We start from the raw sequence: 25197 nt of genomic DNA on the forward strand, positions 1-25197 counted from the left end.
CGAATAGGTTGACTCAAGCGATCTTCGATTTGAATCGCGGTGCGAATTGTTGCCATGAATTCACCTCTTTTGGCATAATAAAAAGCACCCCTTAAAGGATGCTTTATTTCATATATTCTTTTCCATCAATTATTAATGAAACCACATTATTATTTTTAATAATAAACTGGAACTCAGAACGTGTCATAGCTCCTAAACTATTTTGTGAATCTACATAACTTTGAACAATCGTTTGTCCGTTCTCTTTCCAGACTTTCCAATCTCTTACTCCTGCAAACTTAGCTGTTGAAGGGGATTTTAAAACTGATTTTATAGATTCTTGACATTTAATTTGTAATTCTGATTTTTCTGAACTAGTTACAATATAATCATTAATTTTAGATAAAACTTTACCATCTTTGTACATTTCGTTATCAGCGTATCTAATGTTATGTACTTCGCCACCATTCATATATAAAATGATGTTTGAAACATCTCGATTAGATAACCTATAACCTTTTTCTCCTTCGAAATGAGCATTATCTAAGCTTTCATCATGTTTTATAGTTATATCTTCACTTATTCCAACAGAAGCTAATGTTTTAATAACTCCTTCACCCTGTTCAACCGTTAAATCTAATTCTCTTATTAACTTACTTTTAGAATCCATATTGTGTTTTTCTGGATTTTGAGTAATAAATAACACAGGTATAACTATAAAGAAAATAACTATTACTAAACAACCTATTGGTAAACAACCTTTTTTCACATAATCCCTCCTTATACACAAATATACATAATAAGAAGAGATTACACTATAGCTATCTAGCATAATTATCTAATTTTTATCGTTTCTTGCCCTTTTTTGAACCACGTTTCACTTCACGTTCTTGCTTTTTGTCATCTGCAATTTTGATTTGTAGTGAAGCGATGATACACGCTTTATCAACCATGGGCAACGACATAAATTCAGAAGGAAGGCGACGCTGTTTTTGTATCCACCAATGCATTATATTGGCGTCAACATCGCCGTCCTCAATTAGTTTTTTACTTCTTCAACCATATCCTCTAGCTCAGCTTGATACCCATTGACTTCCTGTGCTACCGCTGAGGCATCTGCAATCTCACCGATTGTCAGCATCTTTCCAAGTAAAGCATCTGCCCCCATTACACCATAAGAATCCTGTAGCTCTTTATCGTTTAAATTAGGATATACAATTGATTCTACAGTTAGTAAACGTTGATATTTAAAGTGGTCAAAGTCTGTGTTAAATTGTCCTTTTCGTTTACCTTGTGTAATCATAGAGCGCTTTGTAGAGTCAGATTTCAATTCAACATCTCGCTCTGGCGTGATAGGCGCAAACTCCCATTCAATCGGATTGCCTTGTTCATCCACGAAATTTTTTGAAACAACTCGCTTAATATTTCCATTTTGCTTTTTGTTGTGTGCAAAGAATGCAGCTAAGTTTGACATGTATGATCACCTTATCCTTTTCGTTTTAATTAAAAAGAGCCCACAATGACGTGAGCTCTAGTCTTATAACATTTCCTGTAAAACTCCGAATTCTTCTGGCATATCCCAATCCTCGAATGTAAAGTCGATGGAATCCTCTAGGTACTCCGCATCTGCATCTAATGCAGCGATGATGCCACCATCCATATTACAATCGATTAGGATTGTCGTTTGACGGCCAACTGTTGATGATTTATCCTCATTCGTTACTTGGATATCAAAGTAAACATCTTCTCCAGTGTCTTTATAACGCTTCAACAACTTACGGAAAATGGATGTATTGAAATAGAATGTGGCACTGCCTGAATACTCCGCACCTGTTGATCTATTCCCTTTAGCTACACGGCCCATAATAGGGACCTGAGTTTTGGTTTTATCCATACGTGCCTCTAAGTTGATTAGCTGTGCAAATAAATAACGATTTCCTTCAACCGTCACATAAGCTTTACCTTGTGCACCATGAATAGCATCACGAGCATGCATGGTTGTATCTGCAAAGTACTGAAGATTCAACGGAATCAATATTTTCTTTTGTTCCAATTTATTGCCCTCCTTTATGCTACTACTGTTGTGATATAGAGCTGAGACATAGCCACTGTTACGTTTACAACTTCGCTCGTAACAACAGATTTCTTTGTTTCGCCTTTAGTAACAACAAGTGCATCTTTATCATAGTTTTCAATGGCGCGTAGTCGCTGTAACTCTGAGCGCTGTTTGCCGATATCGTTCCACAAAGAAACCCGTCCATCTTGGTCGTTTGGTACTTCACCTAAATATCGGGTATTAAATAACTTAGCTGTATCGATAGCGATTTGATCTAGCACTCGAACAACTTGGTTCAAGCTGAAATCCTCGTTTTTCACATCCGTGTACGATGTAAATGTATTCACATCTTCAAGCACTCGGACTTCATCACCTACTCGATGGAACACATACTTACCAGCCTTCAATAATGTAGTAAGTTGAGCTTGCGTCTTTGTTTCAGACATATCGAGCGCAAATTCACCGTTATACCTTTTATTAGTATTTGATTTGTTTACGGCCACACCTGCTTGTACGCCAGTTGCCCAATAAACTGCTCCGAATACTTCTTCATCTGTTCCTACTGCATTGTTTTGAACATCAATAATACCTTCATGATCTGTGGCACCTAGTTTATGACCGACTAGCTGGAATTTGCCACCCACCTCGTCACGAATACGTTTTGTATACTCCACGTACAAGGATTTAATCGTGCTTTCAGAAGATAAACAACCCAATGTGTTAAATCCATAAGCCTCTAGTGCATCTAGCGCCTCTTGATGAGCTCCACCTGTGATCGCTGAGCCATTGGTGCCTCCTGCTAACGGTGTTCCTGCTGTAACTGCAAGTGTTGCGTCTGCTTTAAACGTCACGTAATCATTTGCTTTGAGGTCTGTTGCTGTTGCCACACCTGTTTGCAAGTCTACAAGTACATTATCTAGCGCAGTCTGCACATCAAATTTCGTTGGTTCATCCACATTGGCCTGAATAACAATCGTGATATCGTTACCTCGTACGCCCTTGTAATTGGCTGTAGCGAAGTCGTTTGTGGCTGCCACAGCATCAACAGTAAGCTTATAAAAATAGACCGTGATGGCATTCTTAAATACATCACGGATCCCTTTTAGTTTCGGGTGCTTGTAATCATAACCAAATATCTTACGAGAATTGTTTTGAAAATCCTCTTGGGTTACAGCGAATACATCACCATCTACACCCCAATCGAGCGCAATGGGCAAACCAACGTAACCACGCTCACTTAGTTCTACAAATGCCCGAGCCGCACTAATGAAGTTATGGTACGTGCCTGGTAGTGTTTTGTTTTGAGTTAAGAAATTACCTCCGCCTAATGCCAAGTTATTTACCTCCCTTATCAAATTTCTTTAGAATCCCATCCACTTCGGTGAATGAGTACGGTTTGTCAGCTTCTAGTAATGCGTTTAATGCATCACGACGAGCCATGTATTTGTTGCTTTTTACGATTTGTGCTTTCGTAAATTTAGGTGCCTTAAAAGCATTTGATACGTCTTCGAGAGTTGCTCTTGTTTTGTTTTGAATCGCCTCTAATTTTGCCACCACATTCACCCTTTCTTTTTTATGCGTTGTTCTAGTGAGCCCATAAAAATTTTCTCTTCAACTTCTTGCAAGAAGAAATTGAAATGAATGAAATTATGACCTATACTGTCTACAACCTCACTGTTTGCTCCTGTTCCAAGCATTAGCGAGCCGTTTAACAGCGTTATTTCTTTCAATGCTTGTTGTACCTTCAATGTCATATTAGACGCCTCAGACAAACCGTTTTGAGGGAAATATTGCACGTTAAAAAGCGTTGTTACCTTCCACCGTTTACCGATTTGTCGAATATGTTCTAGGTTCAAAAACTGAATAAAAAAAGCAGGAGTGTTAAACCCCTGCGGAATTTCATCTATATATTTTTTGTAGCCATCTCCGAAAGCTTCGTGAAGCTTAACAGATATAGCATTTTGAATATCATTAATCTCCATCGAAAGACTCCCTTAACATTTCGAATAGTTTGCGTTCAAGAATAGCTGGTGCTTGCTGCTCTACTTCATCTGCTGAAATTGTCATCATGAATCGACCTTCTACCCATCCTTGATGGTTTGAAGTACGATGCCCAAATTCAATATACTGCGCATACTCTACTGGGTTAATTACTGAAAGTTCATAAACACTACCTTGCTTTTGAACACCCAACGACTCTGCATATTCTTTAGCATTTTTACTCGAACCTGATTCAGCCTCAGCATGTGTTTTGGCTGTCCACCCTCGTCTTAGAGTACCGTCATCTACAGGGGTTCTACGAATTACTTTACCTAGTAATCTAGCTGCCAATTCTTTAGCTGCAGCCTCACAAAACCTCTCGAAATCACCCCTAGCCAACTTAGCTAACTTTCGCTCAAATGCTTTCAGTTGCCTTAAATCAACGCGGCCACCTCTACCCATTTATGCGTACTTCTTAAATAACTCTAAGACAATTTCTTGGTGATCCATAAAGATACCAGGTTTGCCTGAGCGACTGTATTCTTCGGTAACCTCATCTTGAGTGACAATGAGTTTACATCCGGCAGGTATTTTGTATTCATTACCCAATGATAATTTGATTTGTTCGGCAATAATAGCTGGCCCACCTGAAGAAGAAGCACTTGTTAACGCTTTATGGGATAGCTTACATTTAAGATTTTCATGCAGTGTTACTTCTTGTGGTTTCGTGATATGAGTTACAGGATCTTCTGCGTCTTGCCATGCCTTTACTGTACAACTGCCTCTCCAAAGCATCTCTAATGCCTTTCGTCTAGCACTTACCATGACAGTACCCTGTAGCGAACAAAATCAACTTCATTGTGCCGTAGGTAGGCCATAAAGGCATTAAACTGAGCTTCTGGCGTTGTGTTAGCTTCAACAGCAAAGACAGTGTTTGTATCACCATCCTGTACTTGTTTAGCAACAACACCAAAGTTTAGTGTTTCGACATCCAATAAGCCCATAGCTTTTTTAGTAAGCAGGAACTCTCCTACTACCATATCAATAGCTATTTCTTTTAAACCCTTTGGGATCGATAATAAATTTGTTTGGTTTTTAATGTGACTAGTTACTTTATCAATAGCATGCTTCAACAACATATCGTCTGAACTACTTGGAGCGCTAGATAAGGCCACTCCAAGAGCAGATAGACGCATTACTACATCTAAATACATACGAATCACTCGCTTTCAGACGTTTTACTAGATTGTGCAGCTTTCTTCGGTTCTTCTAATTTTTCCATTGTTGATTCGTTTAAATGTTTTTCATCAATAGTGAATTCTTCACCAACTAAATAACGCTCTCCCTTATAACGTATTGGGAAAGCGCCCTTTTTCACTTTTACTTTAATGTTCGCCATTTCAAATAGCCTCCTTATGCAATTGGTTGCGCTTGGAATACATTTTGCGCTTCTGGGAATGATGGAATGGCTGTAGCTGCTGCTTTTGCCCATGTTGAAACAGGATCTTTCCCTTCTTCATATACCATTCCAATTACCTTACCAATGGTAGTCATTTCTACGTCAGAACCTCCACGTATAAGGCGTGATTCTTCAGGAGTCGGTCCATATAACGATTCGCCGAGTGGTCCATCACCAAACATTACGAATTTATTGTCTGGGAAGTAACTTTTTGTTGTATATGTGCCATCCGCGTTTTGCTCACGATATTTGGTGTTTGAAGTTGATTCATACACAGCGATAGTAGGTAAGCCTTGTTGTGTAAAGAAAGCATTTAAATCTGTTAAATTTGCCACACGAGCAGAACCAGCACCGTATAGATAACCAATAATCTTCGGATTACGTAAAATAAGAGCTGCTATCTTTTTAGATGTTAATGCACGTGTCGGAGTAATATCTAGTGCACCAGACCAACGTTCTAAATCTCCTAAGATATCCTCAGTACCTGAACCCCATTGATCAGCTCCAGCAAGTGCTTCTTTATGATCTGCTGGTACTCCGTATCCAACCGTAAGGGTTTTCGGTGTGCCATCCGCAGTATGCAACGCTAATTTTAATTCACCTGTACTCAGTGCTTGCATACGCATTAATTCAACGATTGCACGAACATCATTAGCTGCTTTATCGATTAAATTAAATACTCGTTGCATCAAGTATTGTTGCTCCTGTGCTGTTCGTGGGAATTGCAATGCGATTAAATCCTTTTCAGTAATTTGGTACTTTTTCTTGATATAAGCAGCCTCTAGTACCTGTTTAGCAGCATCTAATGATCCGATTTCAGCTTCTGTATCGAACGAGTGCACCTTTGCAATAACAGGAAGTTCGTTAGCACCTACAAGATACTCAAATTCTAGTGTATCGTGTTTAACTTCTGGGAAAAGCGCTTCTCCGACTCCGTAGCTTTGATATTTTCGTTCTTTCATGTAATCTAATACTGTTTTTTGACCAAATAATTCTAAAATGTCTGGCATATTGTTTTCCCTCCAATTATCGGAATTTAATTTCTTTTAATGCTGTTTTAGCTGCTGCATCTGGAGCAGTAGGTAGACGATCCTCTAAAACGTAAGCTTCCACAATCAACGAACCAGGTTGTGGTCCATTTGTTACATCAACATCGGTGTACAAGATTCCTTCTGCAGTAGCGTCATTTTTAGGTAAGATAGTTCCTGCCTTAACGACCTTCTTTCCATTTGCATCAGGAGTTACACCTACATCACTCACTAAATACGTAAACGCCTGTACCTTTGATGATGCTAAGAAATTTACACGTTGAAATCTTTCAATTGGTTTTACATATGGCATATATAGCCCTCCTTATTATTTATCCCCAAGGGTTGTTGCTTGCATCACTTGAGCCTTTGTCATTCGCTATTTTTGCGAAGTTAGAACCTACATCACTTGTGCCTGTACCACCGTCTGCGCCCCCGGCAGGATTCCACCCTCTAAATGTCGGTTGTTGTTTTTCTGGCACAAACAAAAAGGACTTTGATTCTTGCAACGTTTTAAGTTGCTCATCAAGCCCTTTAGTGACTTTTCCATCTTCACTTAATTCAATTGTAGTTTTATCAATGAGGCCAGTTACTAAATCAACATCATGTACTTTGCTGTGTAACGATAATTTCAGTGCTGCACTCATACGTTCGTCTTTCAATTGTTGCTCATACTCCGTTTTGGCCGTTTCATTAGCCTGCTGCAAATCAGTAATTGTCTTTTGTAGCTCATCATTACCTTTTGCTTTGTCTTGCAAATCCTTTAACTGAGTTTCGTGGTTTTTCACTTGATCTTCAAGCGTTTTCTTTGCCTTGTTGACCTCATCAAAGCGTTCTTTAGGAATCATTGTTCCATATTTACCAACAATAGCATCAGCTTGTTCCTCACTTAATCCCATTGCAATTAAATCTTCTTTTTTCATGTCTATTGCCTCCTATTTCGTTTTTAACGTGTAACGACACGTTAGGTTTAGCACATATTCTTTAACGTCTACATGCGCAAAAGACGACTATTATGCAACAAATCGTCGTTCCCATTCTGGGTATTTAATCTTGCTATCAATGTAATACACTTTGCCGTCCTTACCACGAGCTATTCGCTGGCTGTAATCATCCTCAAACCAAGGTGCTGTTGTAGTTCTGCATCTTGGATGAAACGGATTAGCAGTAACACCAGGTACGAAATCAGCAAGTTTGAACACCTTGCCGTCCATTGATTGACAGATACTACTTGTACGGCTGTCTAATGTAGCGATAATCTCGTACTTTTCAACATCGAGCTCACCAAATGCATCCTTTTGAGCAATAGCACTAAAAAACGCTGATTCAGTCATAACAAGACGAGCAGCGTTGGAACGTGAAGTTTTCATTTTTCTAGCGATACTAGTAATCATTCGATTAGGTGCTTCACCACGAGCTAATGATTGAATAAGTTCGGTATGCAATGTATCAAGCAATAGGTTTCTGTCTCGCCATATCTTAGCTGAGAAGGTTTGACCATCGACAGTCCATGGCTTACTGATTATTTTAGTGAGCTTTGTTTCATCAATTGCTTGAAGCGTAAAGCCAATTTCAAAAGCTGATTGTATCTCAAATGCGGTGTGATAATACTGTGATTGATACAACTCTTTCATTAACTCCTGCATACCCTCTATTTCCTCGCCATACAGTTCTTCTACATGTTGTTGAAGTTGTATCTGCAAGCTCTCTAAACGGCTTATATGAACACGAGCAGATGCATTTTCGAGTTGTTTCATCCACTTCTGATTTAAAGCATTCTCTTTGCCACGCCTAATGTATTCCTCAACAGTCCAACGAAACTCTTCCAATTCTTCACTTCTTAGTTGTTGTCGTGCTTCTTCTAAAGTCATTTCATTGTTATCAGCAAAACGTTGATACCACTTAGCTATATCCTTCTCAATTTCTTGCATGGTTCTGATATATGCCCTTTCAAGGTCCCTGTAGTAGCTTTCGCTTTTCTCATGCTGCGCTTGCTCCAGCATCTCAAACCGTCTACGCCAATATTCTCTACTCTTTGCCATTATCATCACCAGGCTTCGCACTCATTGATTTGAAATGATCATCATAGCCATCAAACTCATTCAATCGTTCCTGACGTTCTTTCTTATTCCGTTGTATTTCTAACGGAACGTCTTTAACGTAAGGATGTTGTGCTATCTTTGTTTCTTCAGACAAGTAAGGTGATTTATTTAGTACATCTACTACTTCCATCTCATTAATCAGGATGTCACGATTGAAGATGATATTTACGTATTCCCCTTCATAATCGCCCTGACCAGTGTTAGCTAAATGGACATTGATGAACCAAAGTAATTCCTCGAAGGATGCCTGAAATTCTGTTTCAATACCATCAGCATCGAGGTCAATTTCACTATACATAGCTCTAATATTTAATTGATTTGGGTTGTTCGCCATGCGATCATCTTTCGCATCATAACCTCGGCCGTTTTCAATCAGTGCTTTTTTAAATAACGATAATATTGACTTATAATTGTCAGCATTCACTTCAATGTTTAGCGTTTCAACGCCACCTTTTGTTCCATCTTCAGAAGTCACTTTAACAGCTCCAAATATAGAAAGATTGCGCCTAAATTCCCCTAAATCTTGCCCTTCATAGTTATGCAACACCAAGATTGTATTTCTCGCATCTTCCTGCATGTTGTTTTCAAAGTCACTTAACATGGTATTGATTCCATCTTGCAGAGATTTTACTCGTTTAATCAGTGGTATTTCTTTGTTGTTGAATTTAAATGGAATCAATGGAGCTCGCTGCCAATTCATGTTTAATCTATTTTCACCATCATCAATAGTGATATAGGATACTGGAGACTTTGTGACATCTTGTATAAGACGACCAGCAAACCACTGATAATGTTCTACTCCATTGACACTATAAACCTCTACCTTTTCCACTATAACTTCTCTATCACCCTCATATTCTTTCACAGGAAATAAACGAATTGCGAAGTCGAGAATTGTTTGTTCCGAATCCTTCCAATATGGAAGGATTTCGTGTGGAGGGAATCGTTTTATAGCAAACTCACCATTTTCATCGTAAAACGGATAAAGCCACCCGATACCTCCATTCAAGGCATCCTGCCCAATGCTTCTTAACGTACGATGGAATCGTTTGTTGAAAATATCTTGTAGTTTCTTTAAGTACTCGTTATTTTCTGTTTCAATTGTAATCGGTTTACCCAATTGATAATTCACCTTTTGATCTACAAGCTTCGCGTACTGATTATCCAGTATCTTGTTATTTGGAAGGTTATCATTTACTTCTAGCCTTCCTCCATTACCGATAACCCACCGTTTACGCTGTAAAATATCCTGAAAACCCTCATAATAAGCTTCACCTATCAGTATCCACTTTCGCTTCTCGGACTTTTTAAATTTATTTATCTCATTTTCTATCCATTTGATGTCCGTTATAACACTATTTGCGTTAGTTGTTATGTTTTCATTGATGACATCTGTATCTGTTATGGCACCCTGGTACGGAAAATAACTCATGTTCTCACCTCTTTCTAATCAAAACTGAATAATGACTTTTTCATAAGGACTGTATTTACGAAATACCGATCTGCATCAAGTTGATGGTCATTCTGTTTAACTGGCTTATCTTCTCCTCTATCTGCTGCTTTGGCATCCCACATGTATGAACTGAACTCACGAAAAGTCTCTGTACAACAGTCATTGTATTTGATTAGGTTGTTAACCAGCGCGTTTGCTAAGTTTCGTATACCATCAAGCACATCATTCTTGGCCTCTTTAACAGAAAATCCATGTTGCTTTAATGCCGTAATGAATGATTTTGCAGAAGGGTCAACGATAATCTTTACAATTTTTAGATCGCCAACAAATTCCTTCATGTCTTGGCAATATTGCTCGTCGGTTTTCTGTCTACTTGATTTACGACCATCGTAATGGTATTCCTTAACTTTGTACCAAACCTCGTCACATAAACCCCACAGACCGAACGTCGTAGGGTTCTGAGTACCATAATCGACACTTACATAATATTTGGTATAGTTCCTCGGGATTGTTTTGACTGAATGTATCTTCTCATCAAACATGTCGTAGATGATACCCTCTGCCAGCACCCATAACCCAAGGATAAAACGCTGATAAAACACGCCTTTATACATACGTTTGTAACGTTCTTTGATGCGTTGTGACAACGATAAGTTATCATCCATCGTAAAGTGTAAGTGCAACATGTTCTTATCTTCTAATTGGTCTAAATACTCTAATTTGAACCAGTGATAAGGTCCAGCAGGGTTACAGTTAAACCAGAACTTGGCACCATCAACAGAACATCGAGCCGTTGCTTGGTTAACGAATGATTGAGGCATAAGCGCCACTTCATCAAAGAACATTCCAGCGAGTGTAATCCCTTGAATGAGGTCTTGTGAAGCCTCGTCTTTCCCTCCGAATATATAAAAATAGTTCACTTTGCCATTTCGAGTGACAGTGAACATGTTTTCGGAACGATATTCTTTTACTTTGTAGCCTCTGGACATCAGCATTCGTTTTAACGGTTTGAATACGTTACGACGAAATGAGCCGATTGTTTTACCGGCCATACCAAGGTTCTCATCCTCAAAGGTCTCCATTGCCCACATAACGAACGATAGAGACATTACGACTGTTTTACCAGCACGAACAGAACCATCGCAAATAAGGCCATCCTTGTCCTTGTGAGGGGAGTTAGATTGCCACCATTTAAGTACTTTAAGTTGTTTCTGACTAAAGGGTTTGAAGGTGAATAGAGCAGGTTTCTTTCGTTTACTCATCCCAATTCACTTCCTTGCCCTCTAACGCATCTAAGAAACCATCATCCTCAAACTCATCATCATCCTCGCCATTTTCTTTGCGAATAGCGATTTTAGATAGTTCAATGTCTGTTTTAGTTTTCTCCATGTTAAGCTGCATCTGCTCAAGTTTTAGCCTACGTTCGTCATCCTCAGTTGTAAGGTCCATAAACTGCTTAACCAAATTCCGATGTTCAGCGAATGCCCTTGTCTGAGCCTTTATATAGGATTCATAGCGTTCGTGAGCATAGATGACTTTGTAATCTGTTTTGCTCATGCCCTCTGCATCCATCTCACCACTGATTTCTTTTAGATGGTCAAATGGATCTTCAACCCACATAATCTTTTGAGCACGAATGATAGCAGAAAAGCTTAATTCAATTTGTAGCCAAAGCTGATCAACTACGTCAAAGTCCTGCAAAGCCTCCATGATTTCTACTTGTTCATCGAATAGGAACTTGCTTCGCAAACCATGAATCATAGCAGCCCTGTTCCGTTTGGTGAACTGATTCTGTGGATTTGGGTTACCACTCCTCTTCTTCACTCTTCCATCCTTCTTAGGTGGTTCATCCTGTAGGATTTCATCGTTATGAGGTTCGGTTGCATCCTTACTAGAAATAGTTGCAACCTTCTTAATTTTGGTTGCATCCCTAACCCATGGATTTCCGTTTTTAGTATCCCGGCTCTTTTGGCTCTTTATAGTACCCAAAGGAACATCATGCTTTTCAGCTAGTTTAGCTAAAGTAATCTTTGTGGTTTCCCACTCCTGTTTAATTTCATCCCAATTAGCCATATCTCATAAACACCACCTCCAGAATCATGTCTGGTACACGTTGTACTAGACCTCTATATGTATTTCACTCTCAAAAGTAAGTACCGTTGCCCAGCAGTCAAAGGGGAGGAAACTGCTCGATACTCACTTTTCAGGGCAAAATAAAAACATCCCGAAGGATGCTTGTTAGATTACATATTATTAATAGCAATTTTTAATATTTTGTTATAAGGGATAAACAAAGTTTGACCCTCAAATGGCTCAAAAATTACTGTTCTATCTGTAGATCTTTTCATAAAAATATTATAAGCCTCTCCTGGCGAATTTGCTTCTACTTCCACATAGCCAGCACTTTCGCCGTTTTCTAACACTACCTGAACTCCGAATCTAGTCATAATTATCACCTCCCACCCAATCATAAACTAGAAGATGAAATATATGTAATAACTTTTTGCTCTCAAAACCACACCAAACTCTGCCCTCTCAACTCATAGTGTTTTGGCTGTTTGATGCAGTTTTCAAAGCAAAAGAAAAAGCCCTCGTTAGAAGGCTTAATCAGTGATTTCCCAATCCTCTGCTAATACGTCGTTAATCGAAGGTACCCACATTGCATGAGAACCGTTCACCATACGGATTTGTAAATAAGGTTCAACTTTAAACAAATCACCTTCATTCAAACCCCATGCTTCGGCAGTTTGTTTGTTACATTGGATACCTTGTGGATAGCCTTTTTGATACACAACAAACATTCCTTTGCCATTCCAACCTTTTCGGGATACTTTTTTACCTCTTTTTAGTAGTTCGACTGCTTGTCCAAAGTTCATTCGACTACCACCGTATTCCAATGATTGTCCAAATTCCATTTTTGTAATGCCCCCATTTCTCTAAATAAAAGAAAAGCCTCCATCCGAAGATGAAAGCTAAAATATTGTGGTAATCCTAATATCGAGTGCTCACTTTTGACATCGTGGCAGAGCGTACCACGTTATTTCGTAATTGTGTTTTAGATTTATAGTGCATTTCCGTGCACTTTGAACCTGTAGTAAGTTTGACTGAATTCTATGGAAAGTGGACGAAGTTCACATATAAACCACTCCTTAATGGTCAGAGTAAAGCTGTGAATTGATACATTGATAAATAAACCGCAAATAAAAATAGCCCGATTAATAACCAACCATAAACTTTTCTCTCGCTCTGAAATGCTTCAATTCCTTTTGTTAACATGAATAAACCTGAGAATAATACCATTAAAAAAGTCAGATCGTAATCCAGTGTTATAAGTAGGTAAGCTGAAAGAGAGACAGTTATGATAGCAAAAACAATTTGTAAAATGTTAAGCATAATATTCCACTCCTCTTTAAATATCATATAACAAATAAGAAGTCGTGGAAATGATTGTAAATATTTCACCTTTTATATTAATTAAGATACCTAATCTCTTAAAAAATATGGGCCGGCCGTGTATGTCATACTCCGAACAAGTTTGCTCAGCGCGGGTCGGTCGTCGGTCTGTCTTTCCCTAATATTTAGGATTTTATAAATACCAAGAGAGGAAAACCTTTCCGCGCCGACCTACCTCCGAGTTTAAATTATAAATATAAGTGGTTTCAACTATTCGTCATATGCGTTTTTTGCGTCATATGCGACACTTGCGCAATATCGTTTCCTATCATCATATTAAGAATACTTTCTCTGATTCTTCTAATTGTTGCTTCTGATAGCCCCATTGTTTGCCCAATTTTACGCATTGAATAACCATCTAAAATGCAATTAAGTACAAATACCTCACGTTCTCCTATTACGTTGCTTGCACGGTGCTGAATCTCTCTAACCTTCCACTCATAACGTAATACACCATCTGTATAAAATTGCGCTCGTCGTGTAGCCTCGTAGCTAACTGGATCACTGTTGCCACCGCTAGCTTTTGGTAATGTTGCTTCGATTCCCCACATTGCCGTTTTAATGCCACTGTATTCGACTTCTTTGACCATTTCGTTTTTGTTTTTTGCTATTTTAATTTGCAATACCATCCAAGAATAATCCTTTAACCACTGATCTAACATATACTTTTTTACTTCTGTTTTTTGCCCTTGTTTGCCCATTAGGTTTGCCCTCCTAAGTTGTGATATAATACCGTTATCTGACTAGCCTAGAAGGGCATAAACCAATTCGAGCTGTAGCGTCTGATCACGCTGCGGCTTTTTCTTTTCCTCAAAGTGTTCAGCAATTAGATTTTCTCATTCAACACTCTTGCAACATCGTAAAGATAAAAACCACTACTTATCGCTTCATGTAAATCTTCATCAACATTTTCTAAATCATCTAAATTACCTTTATGCGTTGCACCTGTTTCATTAATAATACCTGTTTCTATAAATTCACCTTCAACTGTTTGGGCTTTTAGAACCCATCCTTTTTCATCTATTTCTATAATTACTTTTGTCATTGTTACACTCCTTTACTGTCACTGCACAATATCTTTCAACTAACCACTTTCCTCTTACCTAACAGCCCTCCAGCCCTTGGTCTAATTCATCCTGCCATTGTCTTATATGGTCAATTGTTTCTTGCCAGCCATCTCGACATTCTTTAAAATAAAGCATAGATTCAACAACTTTATCTTTATCACAATCATCAGTGGTCATAGTATTTAGTTTATTGTCCAAACTATCAAAGCCTCGTTGGCATTCATCACGCTTTTTATACGCCTCTTGCATAGCTAATTGTAAGATTATCTGACGTTCATTTATAATTTTGAAATCCAAATTTACCAACTCCCTTACTGCATATTTTCTTTTAATTCTTCACTTCTTCCACCTACGCAAATTACTAATCTGCTCCAGCTCTTTTCCGATGCTACGTAGTTCCCTATAAACCTTGCATCCCCTGCATTTCTTGGTAGGATCATAGGCTCTCTTTTTCGGGCACCCTTTACACTTTAGAAAAGCTATGTGGTCCTGTTGATTGATTAGCCTGGCTCTACGTTGTTTGACTTCCTTGCGAACTGTATTCATTTCCATCACCCTGCTTTTGCCTCTTTACGTGCTTTCCTAGCCTTTTTAAGATCATCATGAGTTATCCAACCACCATCAATCTTTGAATACGTTAGAAGCTTTAATTCGTGAGGAAAACGGTATTCGAACAATTTCTTCCTCAATTCAAATTGCTGTGTAACCATTCCCTTGATGTCAACCACTTCTATATGACCATCTGCATAATGCACTGTGAAATCTGCGTTATAACCAATCTCACGATATTTCTTACCATTCTTTTCAAACTTCGGCAGCAATACAAACCTTGGCTGTAATTCAAAGGAGGTCACAATACCTTGTGCTTGCAGATGTTTCAAGTGATCGTAATATTTTGCTTCCATTGCTGAATCGAATGTATTTCCATCACGTACAACTTTCTTGTTGCCGTATTTTGTTTTGCTCATGTTCGCCCTCCTATTAGCACTCTTAGAAGTCTGCTGATAAAACAACCTAATGCCGTTTTACCAGCAGCGTGTATTTGGTTAAATTAAGCTTCCGTCAATCAACAGCAATTCAGGTTGGTCGCTTTTTAATTGTTCCAAAATTTCTTTGAATGGAGGTTGTTTACCATCCTCGCCCTTACCATAAGCAAATCTTGCTACTGCGTAGTAATCATTGACTTCTGTAAACTCTAAATCCCCTTCGTCCTCAGCGACATTTTCTACATACACCTTTTTAGCTTCTTCCTCAGAAGTTGCCATAATTAGCGCGTAATACGGTTCACTGAATTCATAAAACTTTGCATTATCCATTATTAATTCCTCCATTCAATCTTCTAATTTAACGAGCTGTAATCTGTTATTTACTTCACTTTTCGAACGTCCTTGATAAGCTTTAGATTGATAAAACCTAATTGTTGATGGTTTAACACCACGATCTGCAGCTATTTCATTTACTGTTCCAACGGCAACCATCTGTTCACCTTTGTAAAGTGCGTATTCGTTCATGCTGCACCTTAATAACCATTTTCCTGTCTAGCGTGGTTGACCTTATTCTTAGCGTAGTAAGCATCTTCTACCTCATCCCATTTGAAGCCTAGCAACTTACCTAACAGATAAAATTCCTCAAAAAGCTCCTCCCAAGAGTCGGTATTCTCCCACTGATCCACTTCAAGGATTCTAGAAGTAATCTCTAAAAATTTACGCGTAATATCTGATTCATCAGTTGTAATGTCATCCCAATCTAAAGTTGGATTAATGACTAATTCCAACCCAATACTCAAAATGAAATGCAAGCAATCAACATATTCAACTAACAATGGATTACATTCTTCTTGAACTCCTGTACCTTCACAATAAGTGCAATCTTCTTGTGCATTTTGAAAACCCAAGAAGAAGCCGTTTCCTTTACAAGAGTGACAATGAACCACTTTATGCGTCCTCGGCTCCTGGTCCTTACTCCACTTCTTAAACCCACGCCATTCGTTCGCACATTCTCCTAGCTCAACCTGTAACGCTAGCAACTTCCAGTCAAGATTGTTCTGCCCTTTTAGTTCTGGATGCTCCTGCATGATGTGCTCGTCCAATGCTGCTTGTGTTTCAAATAATTTTGTTAAGTTCAATATTCTCTGCCCCTTTTCCGAATCGTAATAATACTTGATATGGTCTTGCTTCATATTCAAAGAATTTAATTTCACTGATTGGATACCAACGGCTCCGTTCTTCAACTTTGATTTGTTTTTCGAGTGCTGCCCTTGTTTTAGCTCCAATGATTTTCTTCGTAGGTCGTTTTGTTATCATCAGTAATCACTCCTTAGAAAGGTAAATCGTCAGAATCGACCTCTATTGGTCCCTTACTATTAGCAAACGGATCTTCATCTGCTCTTGTATAACTTGGCTGGTTGTTATTACCGCCATATTGCCCCTGTGAACTACCTTGGTGCTGTCCACCTGTATTTGTACTAGATTCGTGGTTTGATGTGCCCTGCGAGCCTACTGTGCCGTTTCTTGGCTCTAAGAATTGGATACTGTCTGCAACGACGTTCGTAAAATAGATTCTTTGTCCGTCTCTCTCATACGAACCTGTTTGTATTTTTCCATCGATTCCAACTAGTGAACCTTTCTTGAGAAAATTAGCTGCATTCTCTGCCTGTTTGCGCCAAGCTTGTATCTGGATGAAATCAGCCTCACGATCTCCACTCTGATTAGCAAATGCTCTGTTAACAGCTAATGTAAATTGAGCCTTTGCAATTCCTTGTGGCGTATAAGAGAGGTCAACGTCTTTTGTAAGACGACCAGTTAAAATTACGCGATTGATCATACAGTTTTCTTACCTCTTTTCCTGTAAATATGAATATGATTTCTGACTGTTTTTTCATTGACCTGATATTGTTTAGCAATCTCTTGCCATGTATGTGTTTCTTTCAGCCTTAAAATGTTTTCATATTCATCTTTTGGTATCTTTTTAATTGCTTTATGGTGCCCATTTCTCAAGCAATCTTGTACATTATCTTTTTGAGTACCAATCGCTAAATTTTCAACTCTATTATCAGAAGGCTTATCATTTAAATGTCTAACAACCATTCCTTCAGGAATTTTGCCTACAATTGATTCGTAAACTAATCTATGAACTAGTTTCTGATATTTGCGTCCTAGTGAAATAGAGTAGTGCCCACTTCTTCCATTTACTTTTGGTTTTAATTTTTTATATTTATTTTCAAGAATTACACCGTGTCGCCCCTTGTTCACCCAACGAGAATAAACATTTCCTTTCACATCAACGTAATAACCTTCATGACCAGGGATAGGAAAATATTTAATCTCTCTCATGCCGAAACCTCCCTCTTATCCCACACCTCAATTATTTTGAATCCTTCTCTTTTGAGTGATTTAAAATCAGGATGTGCAATTGGTACCGTAGCCCATATTCGCTGGTCATTTTCTTTCTTGAACATCGTTGCAAACGTTTTGTATTTGTTGTACTCTACAGGCTTTTGCATATTAACCTTCGGAGTCCGTTTACGAGCACTGGGTATGTCGATTGGTATGCCGTTGCGTCGTCTCATGCAATCAACTCCTCTGCCTGTGCCGTGTAGTAAACCTTAGGTTCATACTGATGATAAAATCCTTTCGGATCAGCATGCATAGCCAGCGCAACTTGTACCTCCAGCTCGTCATAACAAATCGTTTTGGACTTAGCTTCTTCTCCATCCCTCCAGATAATAACTGCATACGGTGTAACGCCAAAGCCTAAATATGTTGGATTCATTGTGCTTCACCACCTAAAGCTTCTTGAGCAATTTTGTAAGCAGATGTTTCCCAACCTTCCATGATTGGTTCTTCAACTTCCATGACTTTTTCTAGTGCTTTACGTAATCGCTGCTCTTCATTTAAAAACTCATTTGTAATGTTTGAAATTGCACATTCTCTATCAATTACCAAACCTTCATTTTCACGCTTTAGTTGTTTTAACTCTTCATTTTGTTGCTTGAGTGTTTTGGCTGCATTGTTTACTAAATCAACATCTTCTTTTTCAATTTCAAAGTTAAAACCTAAATCAAAGTGACGTTCAAAAGTTCTTGCAAAAGATTGTAATTTTTCTACTTGTTCTTTATTCATCACTCATTCCCACTCACTTTCCTTAGAAATACGGCTGTGTTTTCCGCTGTATCGCATGCTAGTTCTTTGATTAGAGCTCGTAATCTCTCAACCTCGGCAACAAGAGCTGGCACATCGTCACGAGCATTAGCTATAAATGCAGCATCTAATTCTTTATTATCAGTCCAAACATCTGCTACATCTTGTGTATGTTTCAGGTAAACCGTACCGTCAGGACTGGAATACCATGGCCCTGATGTAGCCTTCGCCACACGCTCTTTAATAGCATTAAACTGTTTTTGATCCATCTCATTCACTCCCCACTAATTTGTTAAAAGCCTCACGGTTGCCAGTAGCCAAAGCTATGTCAATGGCATTAGCGATGTTAAACGCTTCAATTTCACTCATAAGCTTGTCCATTTCTCTTTCAAGTTGCTCTCTGTGAAGTTCATTAGCTGCTTTTGCTACATCGTTTACAAGCCTCCAAAAGTCCATCCCTTCACCCTCCATCAAGGGGCTGTTGCCCCTCTAAAATCCAATATTTTTAATACGTTTGTCCGTTGTTTCTGTAAAAATAATCGTTTCTAAATTCTTCATCATGCGGCTAATTAGCTTTGGATCATACATATTCATTAGCGCTTTACTTGATAGATTCGTAGTTACGATTGTTGATTTATCTTGTCTTCCATTAACAACAGCTCGTAATAATCTGCTGGTGAAATCCGTAGCCTGTTTGTTCGTATCGATGTTACCTGTTTCTGCTCCTAAATCGTCCAGTACCAAGTAGTCAACGTTCGTTAGTAAATCGGTGAAATACTGCTCAGTGAATGGAGAGTCCTTGTCGTTAAAACTAGATCTAATCTTTCTCAACATTTCATCGATGTCGATATACAAACATGATACATGCAAGCTATTGAGAGCCTTTAAGATGCTCATAGACAAGTGACTCTTCCCAACACCTGGCTTGCCGTTAAACCAAAGATTGAAACGGCGGCCTTGTTGGTAGCGTTCTAAATATTGCAATGCTTTTTGTTTATTTGTCTGTTCTTCGGCTGTCCGTGCAATATAGCTATCAAACGTGGCATCTAATAATGTTTTGTCCTGTATCAAACTTTTATTTGCGAGTGTATTAAACTTAACCTTTGCTTGCTGTTGCTGGAGTTCAGCTTTAAATTCAGCTTCGAATGCAGCATTTTCTTTCTCGCAAAAGCATCTAGGACAAGATTCTTTACCATTTACGATCATCAGTGGAATATCATGTTTCTCACATTTACTAGAAGCCCACATCAACCCCGAGTTCACTTTGTGTAGTACGCTGTCCTTTTGTAGTGTTGTGTTGATTGCCTGCAAGTTGCTGCGCCTCCTTTTTAGCTAATAGTTGGATAGATGTTACGCCTTCATGTTTCCAGTTGCGTAATGTTCCAGTAGCATATTTTTCTTTATTTGTAACTCGGCTATTTATAAGTGCTCGCTCAAACGCTTCGATAATAAGATCCACATCATGATAGGTTGCTAGGTAGTATTCAATGTCATCTCGTAACTTATCACTAGGAAACTTTTGCAGACGACTGACAAAAAACTCATATAGCTTTTGAGCATGCTTCGTGTCTGTAGTCAGTACTTGGTTATTATCAGTATTTGGTTTATTCAATACTTGGTTATTATCAGTACTTAGTAGTCTGCTGTTTTGTACATCTTCATTTTGTACATGTACGTTTTGTACATCTTCATTCTCTACATGTACAAAACCGCAAAGTAGAGAATCTTCTTTTTCTTGAGGAACTTCATGAACTATCGTTTCCCAACTTGCAATGCGTTGCCCTTCGCGTACAGGTTGACGTGTAATGTATCCATGATCTTGTAGTTCCTTAAATCCAGCCCTAAAAGCTCGCTCTCCATCAGTTGAGTGCGTCACTAGTTCATTCATGTGGAACACCCAATCATCCGGCATTGAAAGCATGTATGCCATTATGCCTTTAGCTTTCCAAGATAGCCGGTTATCGTTCAATGCCGTTCGATTCATCACTACATAGTTGCTGTTCTTAGCCACTCGGATGATGCCCATTTGCCCTCGCCCCTCCTAGCCTTTGTATGGTCGAATAATAACCTTGTCGAAATGCTCTAATTCGAAATCCCAGTCGTTAAATGGAGCAAGTAATTCGACTACTGAATCGGTAATTACAATCAATTGAGTTTCGCCTTCGTTTCCAACTTCCTGTACTCCAATACAACTTCGTAGACTGTGTATTAAAGCCTCATGCCTAATTTCATCCCTTTTCAACCTTTCGTATTCTTCAACTGGCATCGTTACTGTAATTTGTTTATCCATGCCTCGCCCCTCCTAGTACGTTTTCACTGACTCCCAACCATTCGCTTCACATGCTAGATTGAATTTATCTACTGGTATGTCGATGTTCACTGGCTCATAAGTTTTTAACCATTCCGTTACGTCATAACTGACCACAGCTTTGTCACCATACTTTTTTATCATCCCTCGCTTATGTGCCTCTGATAATAAACGCACCTCTTCGACATCTTCTGGACCTGGCTTTTGACGATCGTTACGAACAATGATGAAAGCATCTTGGATATCGTCCATCGTTATATCACCGTCTGGATCACTGAAATCTGCTACTTCAATATCTGCAGCTAGATAACGGCTTTCCTTTTCTTTGTGCTTTAACACAATGACTGGCACAGTAGAGATAATTTCATCCTCGCCACCGAAGATGTTTTGTTGAAATACTTGCATGGTTTGCCCTCCATATTTTCAATATTCAAATTTTTAATTACGGATTTGTTCACAAAATCCACATTAAGCTGATTTATCTTTTTCATCGATGATTTCAATGCCCCATGTTTCAGCAACTTTTTTGACTTTCTCATAATACTGATTTGCATCAAACACCATAGCGACATCAACAAGAGCAATGTTATTTCCTGAAAAATACATTCCAATCGTAGGTTCTAATGCACCGTACTTTATTCCCTCAGCATCTTTAGCTTTTGAATCTACAATTTTCACTGCAATTGTTCTTGTATCTGCCTTTTGTAAATAATAAAAAGCAAAATATGAAGGGAATTTTGTTTCACTCAATTGTTTAAACCATTCTGCACTACCAATTTTCATCATTTCTTTGACCTCCTACGGTATAAAAATCATCTTGCCTGTTGCTTAAACTAAGCCCCTATAAACCTTTAACTTCTGAATCAGCTCATAGCATTGTTCTTCATCCATCATGCCGATATGAGCCTTATCAGGTGGTAAATTCATTAATTCTTGCATTACTTGATACGCCTTGCCTCTACCCATTTTCCGATACTTGCCTTTCCATAGTGGATCAAACATTGAATGAGCAGTTTTACGCATTGATCGCAATCGTTTATTTGCTAATGTACCTAGTGGCGTTTTCCCTTTACCATGCGTACCTACATAGGCATCACAAGGTCTACACACGTACATGTTCACGCCATAATCTTGACCGTAAAAATCTTTGCTGGACATAAACTCAGCCTCGTTACCACAGTAACCACAAATCATTTCTAAACCTCCTATAACAGCCCGTCATACATATCACAATGTGCAAAACTACCACTAATTTTGACAATTCGATAGTTTGGATAACGCCTCATATAATCCAGCACCAAGCGTCTGATTTCATCGTTATCCTTCGCCTGCTCAAATATCCAAGCAGGCAATAACACCTTCGTTGGTACATTATTCATTCAGATGCACCACCTAATCTAGTAGATATTCAATTTCAAAAGTGCCACTTAGTTTCTTGGTTCCTCGGCAATATTCGCACTTGTCACATCGATGTGCATTTTTACGCCCTAGCTTCGCATCTATGATGCTTGGTAGCATCGATTGAACATATTCTTTCTCGAAGTCGAAACGCCCTGAATCGAAATGTAAAACGGCTTTGTCAGGTGGTGATTCTTTTGTAACTGCCACAATGTATGGATCATAGTAACGACCAGTGTTTTGAAAAATGATTTCTCGATACACCCACATTTGCAGTACATAATCAAAGGCTTGTACAAATGAAACCCACGTATTGTATTTCTCACTCCAGTAACGCTTTCGAAGCTCTTGAGTGCTCTTTAAATCACTGAAAAATCCGCGTTCATGATTGATGTTATCGACTTTGATTTTCCACTCTACTCCGAATAGTTCACCTGTATAAATGACCTCTTTCTCACCTTGTAAAGCGAACATGCAAAACTCGTCGTTTTTGATAGTCTCGATCATGTCGTCAGCTTTTTCATAATCCTTGTATTTCCCACCTCGACTGCCGTAAATGCTGTTGTGGTTCTGTTCTAGAAATTCAGTAAATGCCATATCATTCTCAAAGGCTGCGTGTAGATATGAACCAACCATTAGAGCTGTAGAGGGAGGACGAGAAAACTCGCCCCTTACCTCAGCAAATGTTCTAGCTTCACATTCCATAGCGCTTTTAAACTGAGATACTGACATATAGTGTTGGTTCGCCTCATTCGAGTGGTAATTCTGGCTGTTCAATCGGAATGTCGTTTGGTACATCTGGTTTCACCTCTGTTTTTGGTTCAACTTGAGCTTTAAAATCATTACCTAATCCACTAGATTGCTTTTTAGCATCCTCTTTATTAAACCAATCATCAACCTTACTCAAGCCATCTCTTAAGCTGTTAAATATGTTAATTAGCTCTACATAGTCATATTCAGTAAATGAATCAGCGTTGTAACCAAACTTTGCTTCTATCATTTCTTGTGTAACACGATGGTTTTCTTTGTAACTACGTAATGCATTTGCGATACGATCCTTTAAAGGACCCTGACTATTACCAGCTAACGTTTCATGACATTGAACAATCGCTTTGTCAATGATGTCACCAGGGATCACGCCTAAAATGCATGAACGTAAACGGCGAGCACCATCATTCGCAACTTTTTCGTAAATATCACGAGGATCTTCTAATTTTTTAATAGACCCTTTTGCTTTCATAGAATGTTTGACGGTAAATACCTTTTCTTGACGGACATTCGTTTCAAGATCCCAACAGAATGCTTTTGCTATCGATTCCCCTTCACGTTGCTCTAATTCCTGAATACCGTATGATAAATTGCCCCAGTTTTGTGCAATTGCTTCTGCTAATCGGATGGATGGACCTGTTACTCGTTGTCCACCACGAGGATATTGATACATAGCAACCTGCGCTAGTGCTGGACGACGGCAAGTATCTAAAACACGTTGCTCGGCTTGGAACACGTTTCGTGGAAACTGTTTTGCCATGAAAATTTGTCCTTTTACTTCCTCCATTTCACGAGATGCACTAGCTTGTGCTAGAGCTCCACCTTGAAATTGAGGTTGTCCCATTTGAGGATTATTGAATTGTTCTGCTAAGTTACTCATTGAAATTCCTCCTGTAGTGCGCTATAATTGCGCTAAATATTTTTTATGCTAAGACCACTCTGCCAAGTGGTTTATTTTTTTGTGCAAAATACTGCATTGTATTGATCCTCAAGATATGTGTGAATGTTATCCATGTGAACGATATCACCGTTTTGAAACTCCATGAAATCATCATTGAATACGATTAAACTTCCATAGATATCTCGAAAATCTCTTTTCATTTCTACATAACGAAATGTTGGTACATTATTTACTGGCTCAATTGTTCCTAACACCATTGGATTTTCAACTTCCATAAGTTGTCTCACGCTATTGCCTCCTTTTGTTTCCGTAACACTTCTGCATAAGATGCCGTGACAAAGCTTATATAACGTACATTATCCTCAACAGCTACTAAAGTAAGGATGATTCCTGTGAACTCACTGATGATGTCATACTCAGCAAATCGTTCCTCAAAATCTTCTGTATCTAGCCGTATCTCACGCATTTTCGGCTTAAATTGAGCAATACTCATGATCTCTCACCTTCTTTCTGATGGATAACCACCAATCTACTTACATCACGTCTTGGCGTTGGCTATTGCTGCTGCTCGGGATTTAAACGGTCCGTCTTGGCATGCTCCGCTCGGTTTATATAAGTAGATTGCTAGCCCCATCAAGCAACCAACAATTTTGGCAAAGCTTACCGTAGGGAGACGGCAAATTGCTGGCTGCTTGACGAGGGCGAATTTTCATTCGCAAACGTCTATGATTATAAAAACGAATTCACAACAGATTTGAATAACTTGTACTTTGTGCGCTGATACTCTGGTAACTCGCCATATCGCTTGATACATGGATGTGTTTTTAACTCCGAGTCCATTATGTGCCCATAAACCCAGCCTTCTTCACGCATTCGGACCAACCAATGTTCATGCATTTCTTCTGGTGTACGTTCATTTTCTAAAGCAAATTTGACTCCCCTTATAGCAGATTCTTTTTGCCAGTCAGGAGCAATGTCCCATAGTGTTTCCGAAAAATTGTATTGGCTCTTACAGTATTCGTAGATAACGTTATTACAAATTTTTGCAATTAATTCTATATTCATTTAATTACCTCCATGTGATATAATTGATTTGTATATGATTG

The 25197-nt window shown here is 38.7% G+C and carries 48 protein-coding genes; all 48 read right to left on the reverse strand.

Annotation, left to right across the window (positions count from 1 at the left end; genetic code table 11):
* Positions 1 to 103 precede the first annotated feature (103 nt).
* Positions 104 to 748: a hypothetical protein gene (locus MHI22_RS05235; RefSeq protein ID WP_340811223.1), complete on the reverse strand. Its 645-nt coding sequence runs from the start codon at positions 746 to 748 to the stop codon at positions 104 to 106.
* 76 nt (positions 749 to 824) lie between these two features.
* Complete coding sequence (locus MHI22_RS05240) at positions 825 to 989, reverse strand: hypothetical protein (protein ID WP_340811225.1); 165 nt, start codon at positions 987 to 989, stop codon at positions 825 to 827.
* 29 nt (positions 990 to 1018) lie between these two features.
* Entirely contained in the window at positions 1019 to 1453 is a 435-nt protein-coding gene (locus tag MHI22_RS05245) for a phage tail assembly chaperone (RefSeq protein WP_340811227.1), read from the reverse strand.
* Between the two features lie 63 nt (positions 1454 to 1516).
* On the reverse strand, positions 1517 to 2032 hold the full coding sequence (locus MHI22_RS05250) for a phage tail tube protein (protein ID WP_340811228.1): 516 nt from the start codon (positions 2030 to 2032) through the stop codon (positions 1517 to 1519).
* Between the two features lie 14 nt (positions 2033 to 2046).
* Positions 2047 to 3369, reverse strand: a complete 1323-nt coding sequence (locus MHI22_RS05255; RefSeq protein ID WP_340811229.1) for a phage tail sheath family protein — start codon at positions 3367 to 3369, stop codon at positions 2047 to 2049.
* A gap of 1 nt (position 3370) precedes the next feature.
* A complete protein-coding gene (locus tag MHI22_RS05260; RefSeq protein ID WP_340811230.1) occupies positions 3371 to 3589 on the reverse strand; it encodes a hypothetical protein in 219 nt (72 codons plus the stop codon).
* Between the two features lie 5 nt (positions 3590 to 3594).
* Positions 3595 to 4017, reverse strand: a complete 423-nt coding sequence (locus MHI22_RS05265; RefSeq protein WP_340811231.1) for a phage tail terminator family protein — start codon at positions 4015 to 4017, stop codon at positions 3595 to 3597.
* Entirely contained in the window at positions 4007 to 4477 is a 471-nt protein-coding gene (locus MHI22_RS05270; protein ID WP_340811232.1) for an HK97 gp10 family phage protein, read from the reverse strand. The genes MHI22_RS05265 and MHI22_RS05270 overlap by 11 nt, the downstream gene beginning before the upstream one ends.
* The gene (locus tag MHI22_RS05275; protein ID WP_340811233.1) at positions 4478 to 4840 is read right to left on the reverse strand and encodes a hypothetical protein; all 363 of its coding nucleotides are present in this window, start codon (positions 4838 to 4840) and stop codon (positions 4478 to 4480) included.
* Positions 4834 to 5238: a hypothetical protein gene (locus MHI22_RS05280; protein ID WP_340811234.1), complete on the reverse strand. Its 405-nt coding sequence runs from the start codon at positions 5236 to 5238 to the stop codon at positions 4834 to 4836. The genes MHI22_RS05275 and MHI22_RS05280 overlap by 7 nt, the downstream gene beginning before the upstream one ends.
* Entirely contained in the window at positions 5235 to 5414 is a 180-nt protein-coding gene (locus MHI22_RS05285) for a hypothetical protein (RefSeq protein ID WP_340811235.1), read from the reverse strand. The genes MHI22_RS05280 and MHI22_RS05285 overlap by 4 nt, the downstream gene beginning before the upstream one ends.
* 14 nt (positions 5415 to 5428) lie before the next feature.
* On the reverse strand, positions 5429 to 6484 hold the full coding sequence (locus MHI22_RS05290; RefSeq protein WP_340811236.1) for a major capsid protein: 1056 nt from the start codon (positions 6482 to 6484) through the stop codon (positions 5429 to 5431).
* A gap of 16 nt (positions 6485 to 6500) precedes the next feature.
* A complete protein-coding gene (locus MHI22_RS05295; protein ID WP_340811238.1) occupies positions 6501 to 6815 on the reverse strand; it encodes a hypothetical protein in 315 nt (104 codons plus the stop codon).
* A gap of 19 nt (positions 6816 to 6834) precedes the next feature.
* Entirely contained in the window at positions 6835 to 7425 is a 591-nt protein-coding gene (locus MHI22_RS05300; RefSeq protein WP_340811240.1) for a phage scaffolding protein, read from the reverse strand.
* A gap of 90 nt (positions 7426 to 7515) precedes the next feature.
* A complete protein-coding gene (locus tag MHI22_RS05305) occupies positions 7516 to 8544 on the reverse strand; it encodes a minor capsid protein (RefSeq protein ID WP_340811242.1) in 1029 nt (342 codons plus the stop codon).
* Positions 8531 to 10036, reverse strand: a complete 1506-nt coding sequence (locus tag MHI22_RS05310; protein ID WP_340811244.1) for a phage portal protein — start codon at positions 10034 to 10036, stop codon at positions 8531 to 8533. Before MHI22_RS05310 ends, MHI22_RS05305 begins: the two co-directional genes overlap by 14 nt.
* Positions 10037 to 10050: 14 nt before the next feature.
* Positions 10051 to 11319 (reverse strand): PBSX family phage terminase large subunit, encoded by a 1269-nt coding sequence (locus MHI22_RS05315; RefSeq protein WP_340811246.1) that lies wholly within the window; start codon positions 11317 to 11319, stop codon positions 10051 to 10053.
* Positions 11312 to 12130 carry a hypothetical protein gene (locus MHI22_RS05320; protein WP_340811248.1) on the reverse strand — a complete coding sequence of 273 codons (819 nt, stop codon included), beginning with the start codon at positions 12128 to 12130 and terminating at the stop codon, positions 11312 to 11314. Before MHI22_RS05320 ends, MHI22_RS05315 begins: the two co-directional genes overlap by 8 nt.
* 170 nt (positions 12131 to 12300) lie before the next feature.
* Entirely contained in the window at positions 12301 to 12504 is a 204-nt protein-coding gene (locus MHI22_RS05325) for a hypothetical protein (RefSeq protein WP_330493035.1), read from the reverse strand.
* 156 nt (positions 12505 to 12660) lie between these two features.
* Positions 12661 to 12933 (reverse strand): DUF2829 domain-containing protein, encoded by a 273-nt coding sequence (locus MHI22_RS05330; protein WP_340812700.1) that lies wholly within the window; start codon positions 12931 to 12933, stop codon positions 12661 to 12663.
* A gap of 280 nt (positions 12934 to 13213) precedes the next feature.
* Positions 13214 to 13450, reverse strand: a complete 237-nt coding sequence (locus tag MHI22_RS05335; RefSeq protein WP_036120785.1) for a DUF3953 domain-containing protein — start codon at positions 13448 to 13450, stop codon at positions 13214 to 13216.
* A 266-nt stretch (positions 13451 to 13716) separates the two neighbouring features.
* Entirely contained in the window at positions 13717 to 14211 is a 495-nt protein-coding gene (locus MHI22_RS05340) for a LuxR C-terminal-related transcriptional regulator (RefSeq protein ID WP_340811251.1), read from the reverse strand.
* 125 nt (positions 14212 to 14336) lie between these two features.
* Entirely contained in the window at positions 14337 to 14555 is a 219-nt protein-coding gene (locus tag MHI22_RS05345; RefSeq protein WP_340811253.1) for a hypothetical protein, read from the reverse strand.
* 58 nt (positions 14556 to 14613) lie between these two features.
* The gene (locus MHI22_RS05350) at positions 14614 to 14874 is read right to left on the reverse strand and encodes a hypothetical protein (protein WP_340811254.1); all 261 of its coding nucleotides are present in this window, start codon (positions 14872 to 14874) and stop codon (positions 14614 to 14616) included.
* 254 nt (positions 14875 to 15128) lie between these two features.
* Positions 15129 to 15545, reverse strand: coding sequence for a DUF1064 domain-containing protein (locus MHI22_RS05355; protein ID WP_340811256.1), 417 nt, complete (start codon positions 15543 to 15545; stop codon positions 15129 to 15131).
* 78 nt (positions 15546 to 15623) lie between these two features.
* Positions 15624 to 15893, reverse strand: a complete 270-nt coding sequence (locus tag MHI22_RS05360; RefSeq protein ID WP_340811258.1) for a hypothetical protein — start codon at positions 15891 to 15893, stop codon at positions 15624 to 15626.
* Between the two features lie 15 nt (positions 15894 to 15908).
* The gene (locus MHI22_RS05365; RefSeq protein ID WP_340811260.1) at positions 15909 to 16088 is read right to left on the reverse strand and encodes a helix-turn-helix transcriptional regulator; all 180 of its coding nucleotides are present in this window, start codon (positions 16086 to 16088) and stop codon (positions 15909 to 15911) included.
* 8 nt (positions 16089 to 16096) lie between these two features.
* Positions 16097 to 16702 (reverse strand): dUTP diphosphatase, encoded by a 606-nt coding sequence (locus MHI22_RS05370; RefSeq protein WP_340811261.1) that lies wholly within the window; start codon positions 16700 to 16702, stop codon positions 16097 to 16099.
* Positions 16680 to 16880: a hypothetical protein gene (locus tag MHI22_RS05375; protein WP_340811263.1), complete on the reverse strand. Its 201-nt coding sequence runs from the start codon at positions 16878 to 16880 to the stop codon at positions 16680 to 16682. The genes MHI22_RS05370 and MHI22_RS05375 overlap by 23 nt, the downstream gene beginning before the upstream one ends.
* A 13-nt stretch (positions 16881 to 16893) precedes the next feature.
* Entirely contained in the window at positions 16894 to 17400 is a 507-nt protein-coding gene (gene ssb / locus MHI22_RS05380; RefSeq protein ID WP_340811265.1) for a single-stranded DNA-binding protein, read from the reverse strand.
* Positions 17397 to 17909 carry an HNH endonuclease gene (locus MHI22_RS05385; protein WP_340811267.1) on the reverse strand — a complete coding sequence of 171 codons (513 nt, stop codon included), beginning with the start codon at positions 17907 to 17909 and terminating at the stop codon, positions 17397 to 17399. Before MHI22_RS05385 ends, ssb begins: the two co-directional genes overlap by 4 nt.
* The gene (locus MHI22_RS05390; protein WP_340811268.1) at positions 17906 to 18145 is read right to left on the reverse strand and encodes a hypothetical protein; all 240 of its coding nucleotides are present in this window, start codon (positions 18143 to 18145) and stop codon (positions 17906 to 17908) included. The genes MHI22_RS05385 and MHI22_RS05390 overlap by 4 nt, the downstream gene beginning before the upstream one ends.
* Positions 18142 to 18348 (reverse strand): hypothetical protein, encoded by a 207-nt coding sequence (locus tag MHI22_RS05395; protein WP_340811269.1) that lies wholly within the window; start codon positions 18346 to 18348, stop codon positions 18142 to 18144. Before MHI22_RS05395 ends, MHI22_RS05390 begins: the two co-directional genes overlap by 4 nt.
* Positions 18345 to 18698 carry a hypothetical protein gene (locus MHI22_RS05400; RefSeq protein WP_340811270.1) on the reverse strand — a complete coding sequence of 118 codons (354 nt, stop codon included), beginning with the start codon at positions 18696 to 18698 and terminating at the stop codon, positions 18345 to 18347. The genes MHI22_RS05395 and MHI22_RS05400 overlap by 4 nt, the downstream gene beginning before the upstream one ends.
* Positions 18698 to 18985: a hypothetical protein gene (locus MHI22_RS05405; RefSeq protein WP_340811271.1), complete on the reverse strand. Its 288-nt coding sequence runs from the start codon at positions 18983 to 18985 to the stop codon at positions 18698 to 18700. Before MHI22_RS05405 ends, MHI22_RS05400 begins: the two co-directional genes overlap by 1 nt.
* A gap of 1 nt (position 18986) precedes the next feature.
* A complete protein-coding gene (locus tag MHI22_RS05410; protein WP_340811273.1) occupies positions 18987 to 19172 on the reverse strand; it encodes a hypothetical protein in 186 nt (61 codons plus the stop codon).
* A 33-nt stretch (positions 19173 to 19205) separates the two neighbouring features.
* The gene (locus MHI22_RS05415; RefSeq protein ID WP_340811275.1) at positions 19206 to 20027 is read right to left on the reverse strand and encodes an ATP-binding protein; all 822 of its coding nucleotides are present in this window, start codon (positions 20025 to 20027) and stop codon (positions 19206 to 19208) included.
* On the reverse strand, positions 19951 to 20742 hold the full coding sequence (locus MHI22_RS05420) for a DnaD domain protein (protein ID WP_340811277.1): 792 nt from the start codon (positions 20740 to 20742) through the stop codon (positions 19951 to 19953). Before MHI22_RS05420 ends, MHI22_RS05415 begins: the two co-directional genes overlap by 77 nt.
* 15 nt (positions 20743 to 20757) lie before the next feature.
* A complete protein-coding gene (locus MHI22_RS05425) occupies positions 20758 to 21006 on the reverse strand; it encodes a hypothetical protein (RefSeq protein WP_340811278.1) in 249 nt (82 codons plus the stop codon).
* A gap of 12 nt (positions 21007 to 21018) precedes the next feature.
* Positions 21019 to 21429 (reverse strand): hypothetical protein, encoded by a 411-nt coding sequence (locus tag MHI22_RS05430; RefSeq protein ID WP_340811279.1) that lies wholly within the window; start codon positions 21427 to 21429, stop codon positions 21019 to 21021.
* A 63-nt stretch (positions 21430 to 21492) separates the two neighbouring features.
* Positions 21493 to 21810, reverse strand: a complete 318-nt coding sequence (locus MHI22_RS05435) for a hypothetical protein (protein WP_340811281.1) — start codon at positions 21808 to 21810, stop codon at positions 21493 to 21495.
* Positions 21811 to 21852: 42 nt separating this feature from the next.
* Positions 21853 to 22218 carry a zinc-finger-containing protein gene (locus MHI22_RS05440; protein WP_340811282.1) on the reverse strand — a complete coding sequence of 122 codons (366 nt, stop codon included), beginning with the start codon at positions 22216 to 22218 and terminating at the stop codon, positions 21853 to 21855.
* 11 nt (positions 22219 to 22229) lie between these two features.
* On the reverse strand, positions 22230 to 22403 hold the full coding sequence (locus MHI22_RS05445) for a hypothetical protein (RefSeq protein ID WP_340811284.1): 174 nt from the start codon (positions 22401 to 22403) through the stop codon (positions 22230 to 22232).
* Between the two features lie 13 nt (positions 22404 to 22416).
* A complete protein-coding gene (locus tag MHI22_RS05450) occupies positions 22417 to 23220 on the reverse strand; it encodes a PD-(D/E)XK nuclease-like domain-containing protein (RefSeq protein ID WP_340811286.1) in 804 nt (267 codons plus the stop codon).
* Complete coding sequence (locus MHI22_RS05455) at positions 23171 to 24070, reverse strand: hypothetical protein (protein WP_340811287.1); 900 nt, start codon at positions 24068 to 24070, stop codon at positions 23171 to 23173. The genes MHI22_RS05450 and MHI22_RS05455 overlap by 50 nt, the downstream gene beginning before the upstream one ends.
* A 71-nt stretch (positions 24071 to 24141) precedes the next feature.
* Positions 24142 to 24378 carry a YqaI family protein gene (locus tag MHI22_RS05460; RefSeq protein ID WP_340811290.1) on the reverse strand — a complete coding sequence of 79 codons (237 nt, stop codon included), beginning with the start codon at positions 24376 to 24378 and terminating at the stop codon, positions 24142 to 24144.
* Positions 24375 to 24584, reverse strand: coding sequence for a hypothetical protein (locus tag MHI22_RS05465; protein ID WP_340811293.1), 210 nt, complete (start codon positions 24582 to 24584; stop codon positions 24375 to 24377). Before MHI22_RS05465 ends, MHI22_RS05460 begins: the two co-directional genes overlap by 4 nt.
* A gap of 236 nt (positions 24585 to 24820) precedes the next feature.
* A complete protein-coding gene (locus tag MHI22_RS05470; protein WP_340811295.1) occupies positions 24821 to 25156 on the reverse strand; it encodes a RyR domain-containing protein in 336 nt (111 codons plus the stop codon).
* Between the last annotated feature and the right edge of the window lie 41 nt (positions 25157 to 25197).

The sequence above is a fragment of the Lysinibacillus sp. FSL L8-0312 genome, assembly GCF_038003285.1.
Taxonomy (GTDB): Bacteria; Bacillota; Bacilli; order Bacillales_A; family Planococcaceae; genus Lysinibacillus; species Lysinibacillus fusiformis_D.

Coding starts and splice junctions, on each gene's coding strand:
- MHI22_RS05240 (WP_340811225.1), bottom strand. CDS start 989: ATGCATTGGTGGATACAAAAACAGCGTCGCCTTCCTTCTGAATTTATG.
- MHI22_RS05245 (WP_340811227.1), bottom strand. CDS start 1,453: ATGTCAAACTTAGCTGCATTCTTTGCACACAACAAAAAGCAAAATGGA.
- MHI22_RS05265 (WP_340811231.1), bottom strand. CDS start 4,017: ATGGAGATTAATGATATTCAAAATGCTATATCTGTTAAGCTTCACGAA.
- MHI22_RS05270 (WP_340811232.1), bottom strand. CDS start 4,477: ATGGGTAGAGGTGGCCGCGTTGATTTAAGGCAACTGAAAGCATTTGAG.
- MHI22_RS05275 (WP_340811233.1), bottom strand. CDS start 4,840: ATGGTAAGTGCTAGACGAAAGGCATTAGAGATGCTTTGGAGAGGCAGT.
- MHI22_RS05285 (WP_340811235.1), bottom strand. CDS start 5,414: ATGGCGAACATTAAAGTAAAAGTGAAAAAGGGCGCTTTCCCAATACGT.
- MHI22_RS05290 (WP_340811236.1), bottom strand. CDS start 6,484: ATGCCAGACATTTTAGAATTATTTGGTCAAAAAACAGTATTAGATTAC.
- MHI22_RS05295 (WP_340811238.1), bottom strand. CDS start 6,815: ATGCCATATGTAAAACCAATTGAAAGATTTCAACGTGTAAATTTCTTA.
- MHI22_RS05300 (WP_340811240.1), bottom strand. CDS start 7,425: ATGAAAAAAGAAGATTTAATTGCAATGGGATTAAGTGAGGAACAAGCT.
- MHI22_RS05305 (WP_340811242.1), bottom strand. CDS start 8,544: ATGGCAAAGAGTAGAGAATATTGGCGTAGACGGTTTGAGATGCTGGAG.
- MHI22_RS05310 (WP_340811244.1), bottom strand. CDS start 10,036: ATGAGTTATTTTCCGTACCAGGGTGCCATAACAGATACAGATGTCATC.
- MHI22_RS05315 (WP_340811246.1), bottom strand. CDS start 11,319: ATGAGTAAACGAAAGAAACCTGCTCTATTCACCTTCAAACCCTTTAGT.
- MHI22_RS05320 (WP_340811248.1), bottom strand. CDS start 12,130: ATGGCTAATTGGGATGAAATTAAACAGGAGTGGGAAACCACAAAGATT.
- MHI22_RS05325 (WP_330493035.1), bottom strand. CDS start 12,504: ATGACTAGATTCGGAGTTCAGGTAGTGTTAGAAAACGGCGAAAGTGCT.
- MHI22_RS05330 (WP_340812700.1), bottom strand. CDS start 12,933: ATGAACTTTGGACAAGCAGTCGAACTACTAAAAAGAGGTAAAAAAGTA.
- MHI22_RS05335 (WP_036120785.1), bottom strand. CDS start 13,450: ATGCTTAACATTTTACAAATTGTTTTTGCTATCATAACTGTCTCTCTT.
- MHI22_RS05340 (WP_340811251.1), bottom strand. CDS start 14,211: ATGGGCAAACAAGGGCAAAAAACAGAAGTAAAAAAGTATATGTTAGAT.
- MHI22_RS05345 (WP_340811253.1), bottom strand. CDS start 14,555: ATGACAAAAGTAATTATAGAAATAGATGAAAAAGGATGGGTTCTAAAA.
- MHI22_RS05355 (WP_340811256.1), bottom strand. CDS start 15,545: ATGAGCAAAACAAAATACGGCAACAAGAAAGTTGTACGTGATGGAAAT.
- MHI22_RS05360 (WP_340811258.1), bottom strand. CDS start 15,893: ATGGATAATGCAAAGTTTTATGAATTCAGTGAACCGTATTACGCGCTA.
- MHI22_RS05365 (WP_340811260.1), bottom strand. CDS start 16,088: ATGAACGAATACGCACTTTACAAAGGTGAACAGATGGTTGCCGTTGGA.
- MHI22_RS05375 (WP_340811263.1), bottom strand. CDS start 16,880: ATGATAACAAAACGACCTACGAAGAAAATCATTGGAGCTAAAACAAGG.
- ssb (WP_340811265.1), bottom strand. CDS start 17,400: ATGATCAATCGCGTAATTTTAACTGGTCGTCTTACAAAAGACGTTGAC.
- MHI22_RS05385 (WP_340811267.1), bottom strand. CDS start 17,909: ATGAGAGAGATTAAATATTTTCCTATCCCTGGTCATGAAGGTTATTAC.
- MHI22_RS05390 (WP_340811268.1), bottom strand. CDS start 18,145: ATGAGACGACGCAACGGCATACCAATCGACATACCCAGTGCTCGTAAA.
- MHI22_RS05395 (WP_340811269.1), bottom strand. CDS start 18,348: ATGAATCCAACATATTTAGGCTTTGGCGTTACACCGTATGCAGTTATT.
- MHI22_RS05400 (WP_340811270.1), bottom strand. CDS start 18,698: ATGAATAAAGAACAAGTAGAAAAATTACAATCTTTTGCAAGAACTTTT.
- MHI22_RS05405 (WP_340811271.1), bottom strand. CDS start 18,985: ATGGATCAAAAACAGTTTAATGCTATTAAAGAGCGTGTGGCGAAGGCT.
- MHI22_RS05410 (WP_340811273.1), bottom strand. CDS start 19,172: ATGGACTTTTGGAGGCTTGTAAACGATGTAGCAAAAGCAGCTAATGAA.
- MHI22_RS05420 (WP_340811277.1), bottom strand. CDS start 20,742: ATGGGCATCATCCGAGTGGCTAAGAACAGCAACTATGTAGTGATGAAT.
- MHI22_RS05425 (WP_340811278.1), bottom strand. CDS start 21,006: ATGGATAAACAAATTACAGTAACGATGCCAGTTGAAGAATACGAAAGG.
- MHI22_RS05430 (WP_340811279.1), bottom strand. CDS start 21,429: ATGCAAGTATTTCAACAAAACATCTTCGGTGGCGAGGATGAAATTATC.
- MHI22_RS05435 (WP_340811281.1), bottom strand. CDS start 21,810: ATGATGAAAATTGGTAGTGCAGAATGGTTTAAACAATTGAGTGAAACA.
- MHI22_RS05440 (WP_340811282.1), bottom strand. CDS start 22,218: ATGATTTGTGGTTACTGTGGTAACGAGGCTGAGTTTATGTCCAGCAAA.
- MHI22_RS05445 (WP_340811284.1), bottom strand. CDS start 22,403: ATGAATAATGTACCAACGAAGGTGTTATTGCCTGCTTGGATATTTGAG.
- MHI22_RS05450 (WP_340811286.1), bottom strand. CDS start 23,220: ATGTACCAAACGACATTCCGATTGAACAGCCAGAATTACCACTCGAAT.
- MHI22_RS05455 (WP_340811287.1), bottom strand. CDS start 24,070: ATGAGTAACTTAGCAGAACAATTCAATAATCCTCAAATGGGACAACCT.
- MHI22_RS05465 (WP_340811293.1), bottom strand. CDS start 24,584: ATGAGTATTGCTCAATTTAAGCCGAAAATGCGTGAGATACGGCTAGAT.
- MHI22_RS05470 (WP_340811295.1), bottom strand. CDS start 25,156: ATGAATATAGAATTAATTGCAAAAATTTGTAATAACGTTATCTACGAA.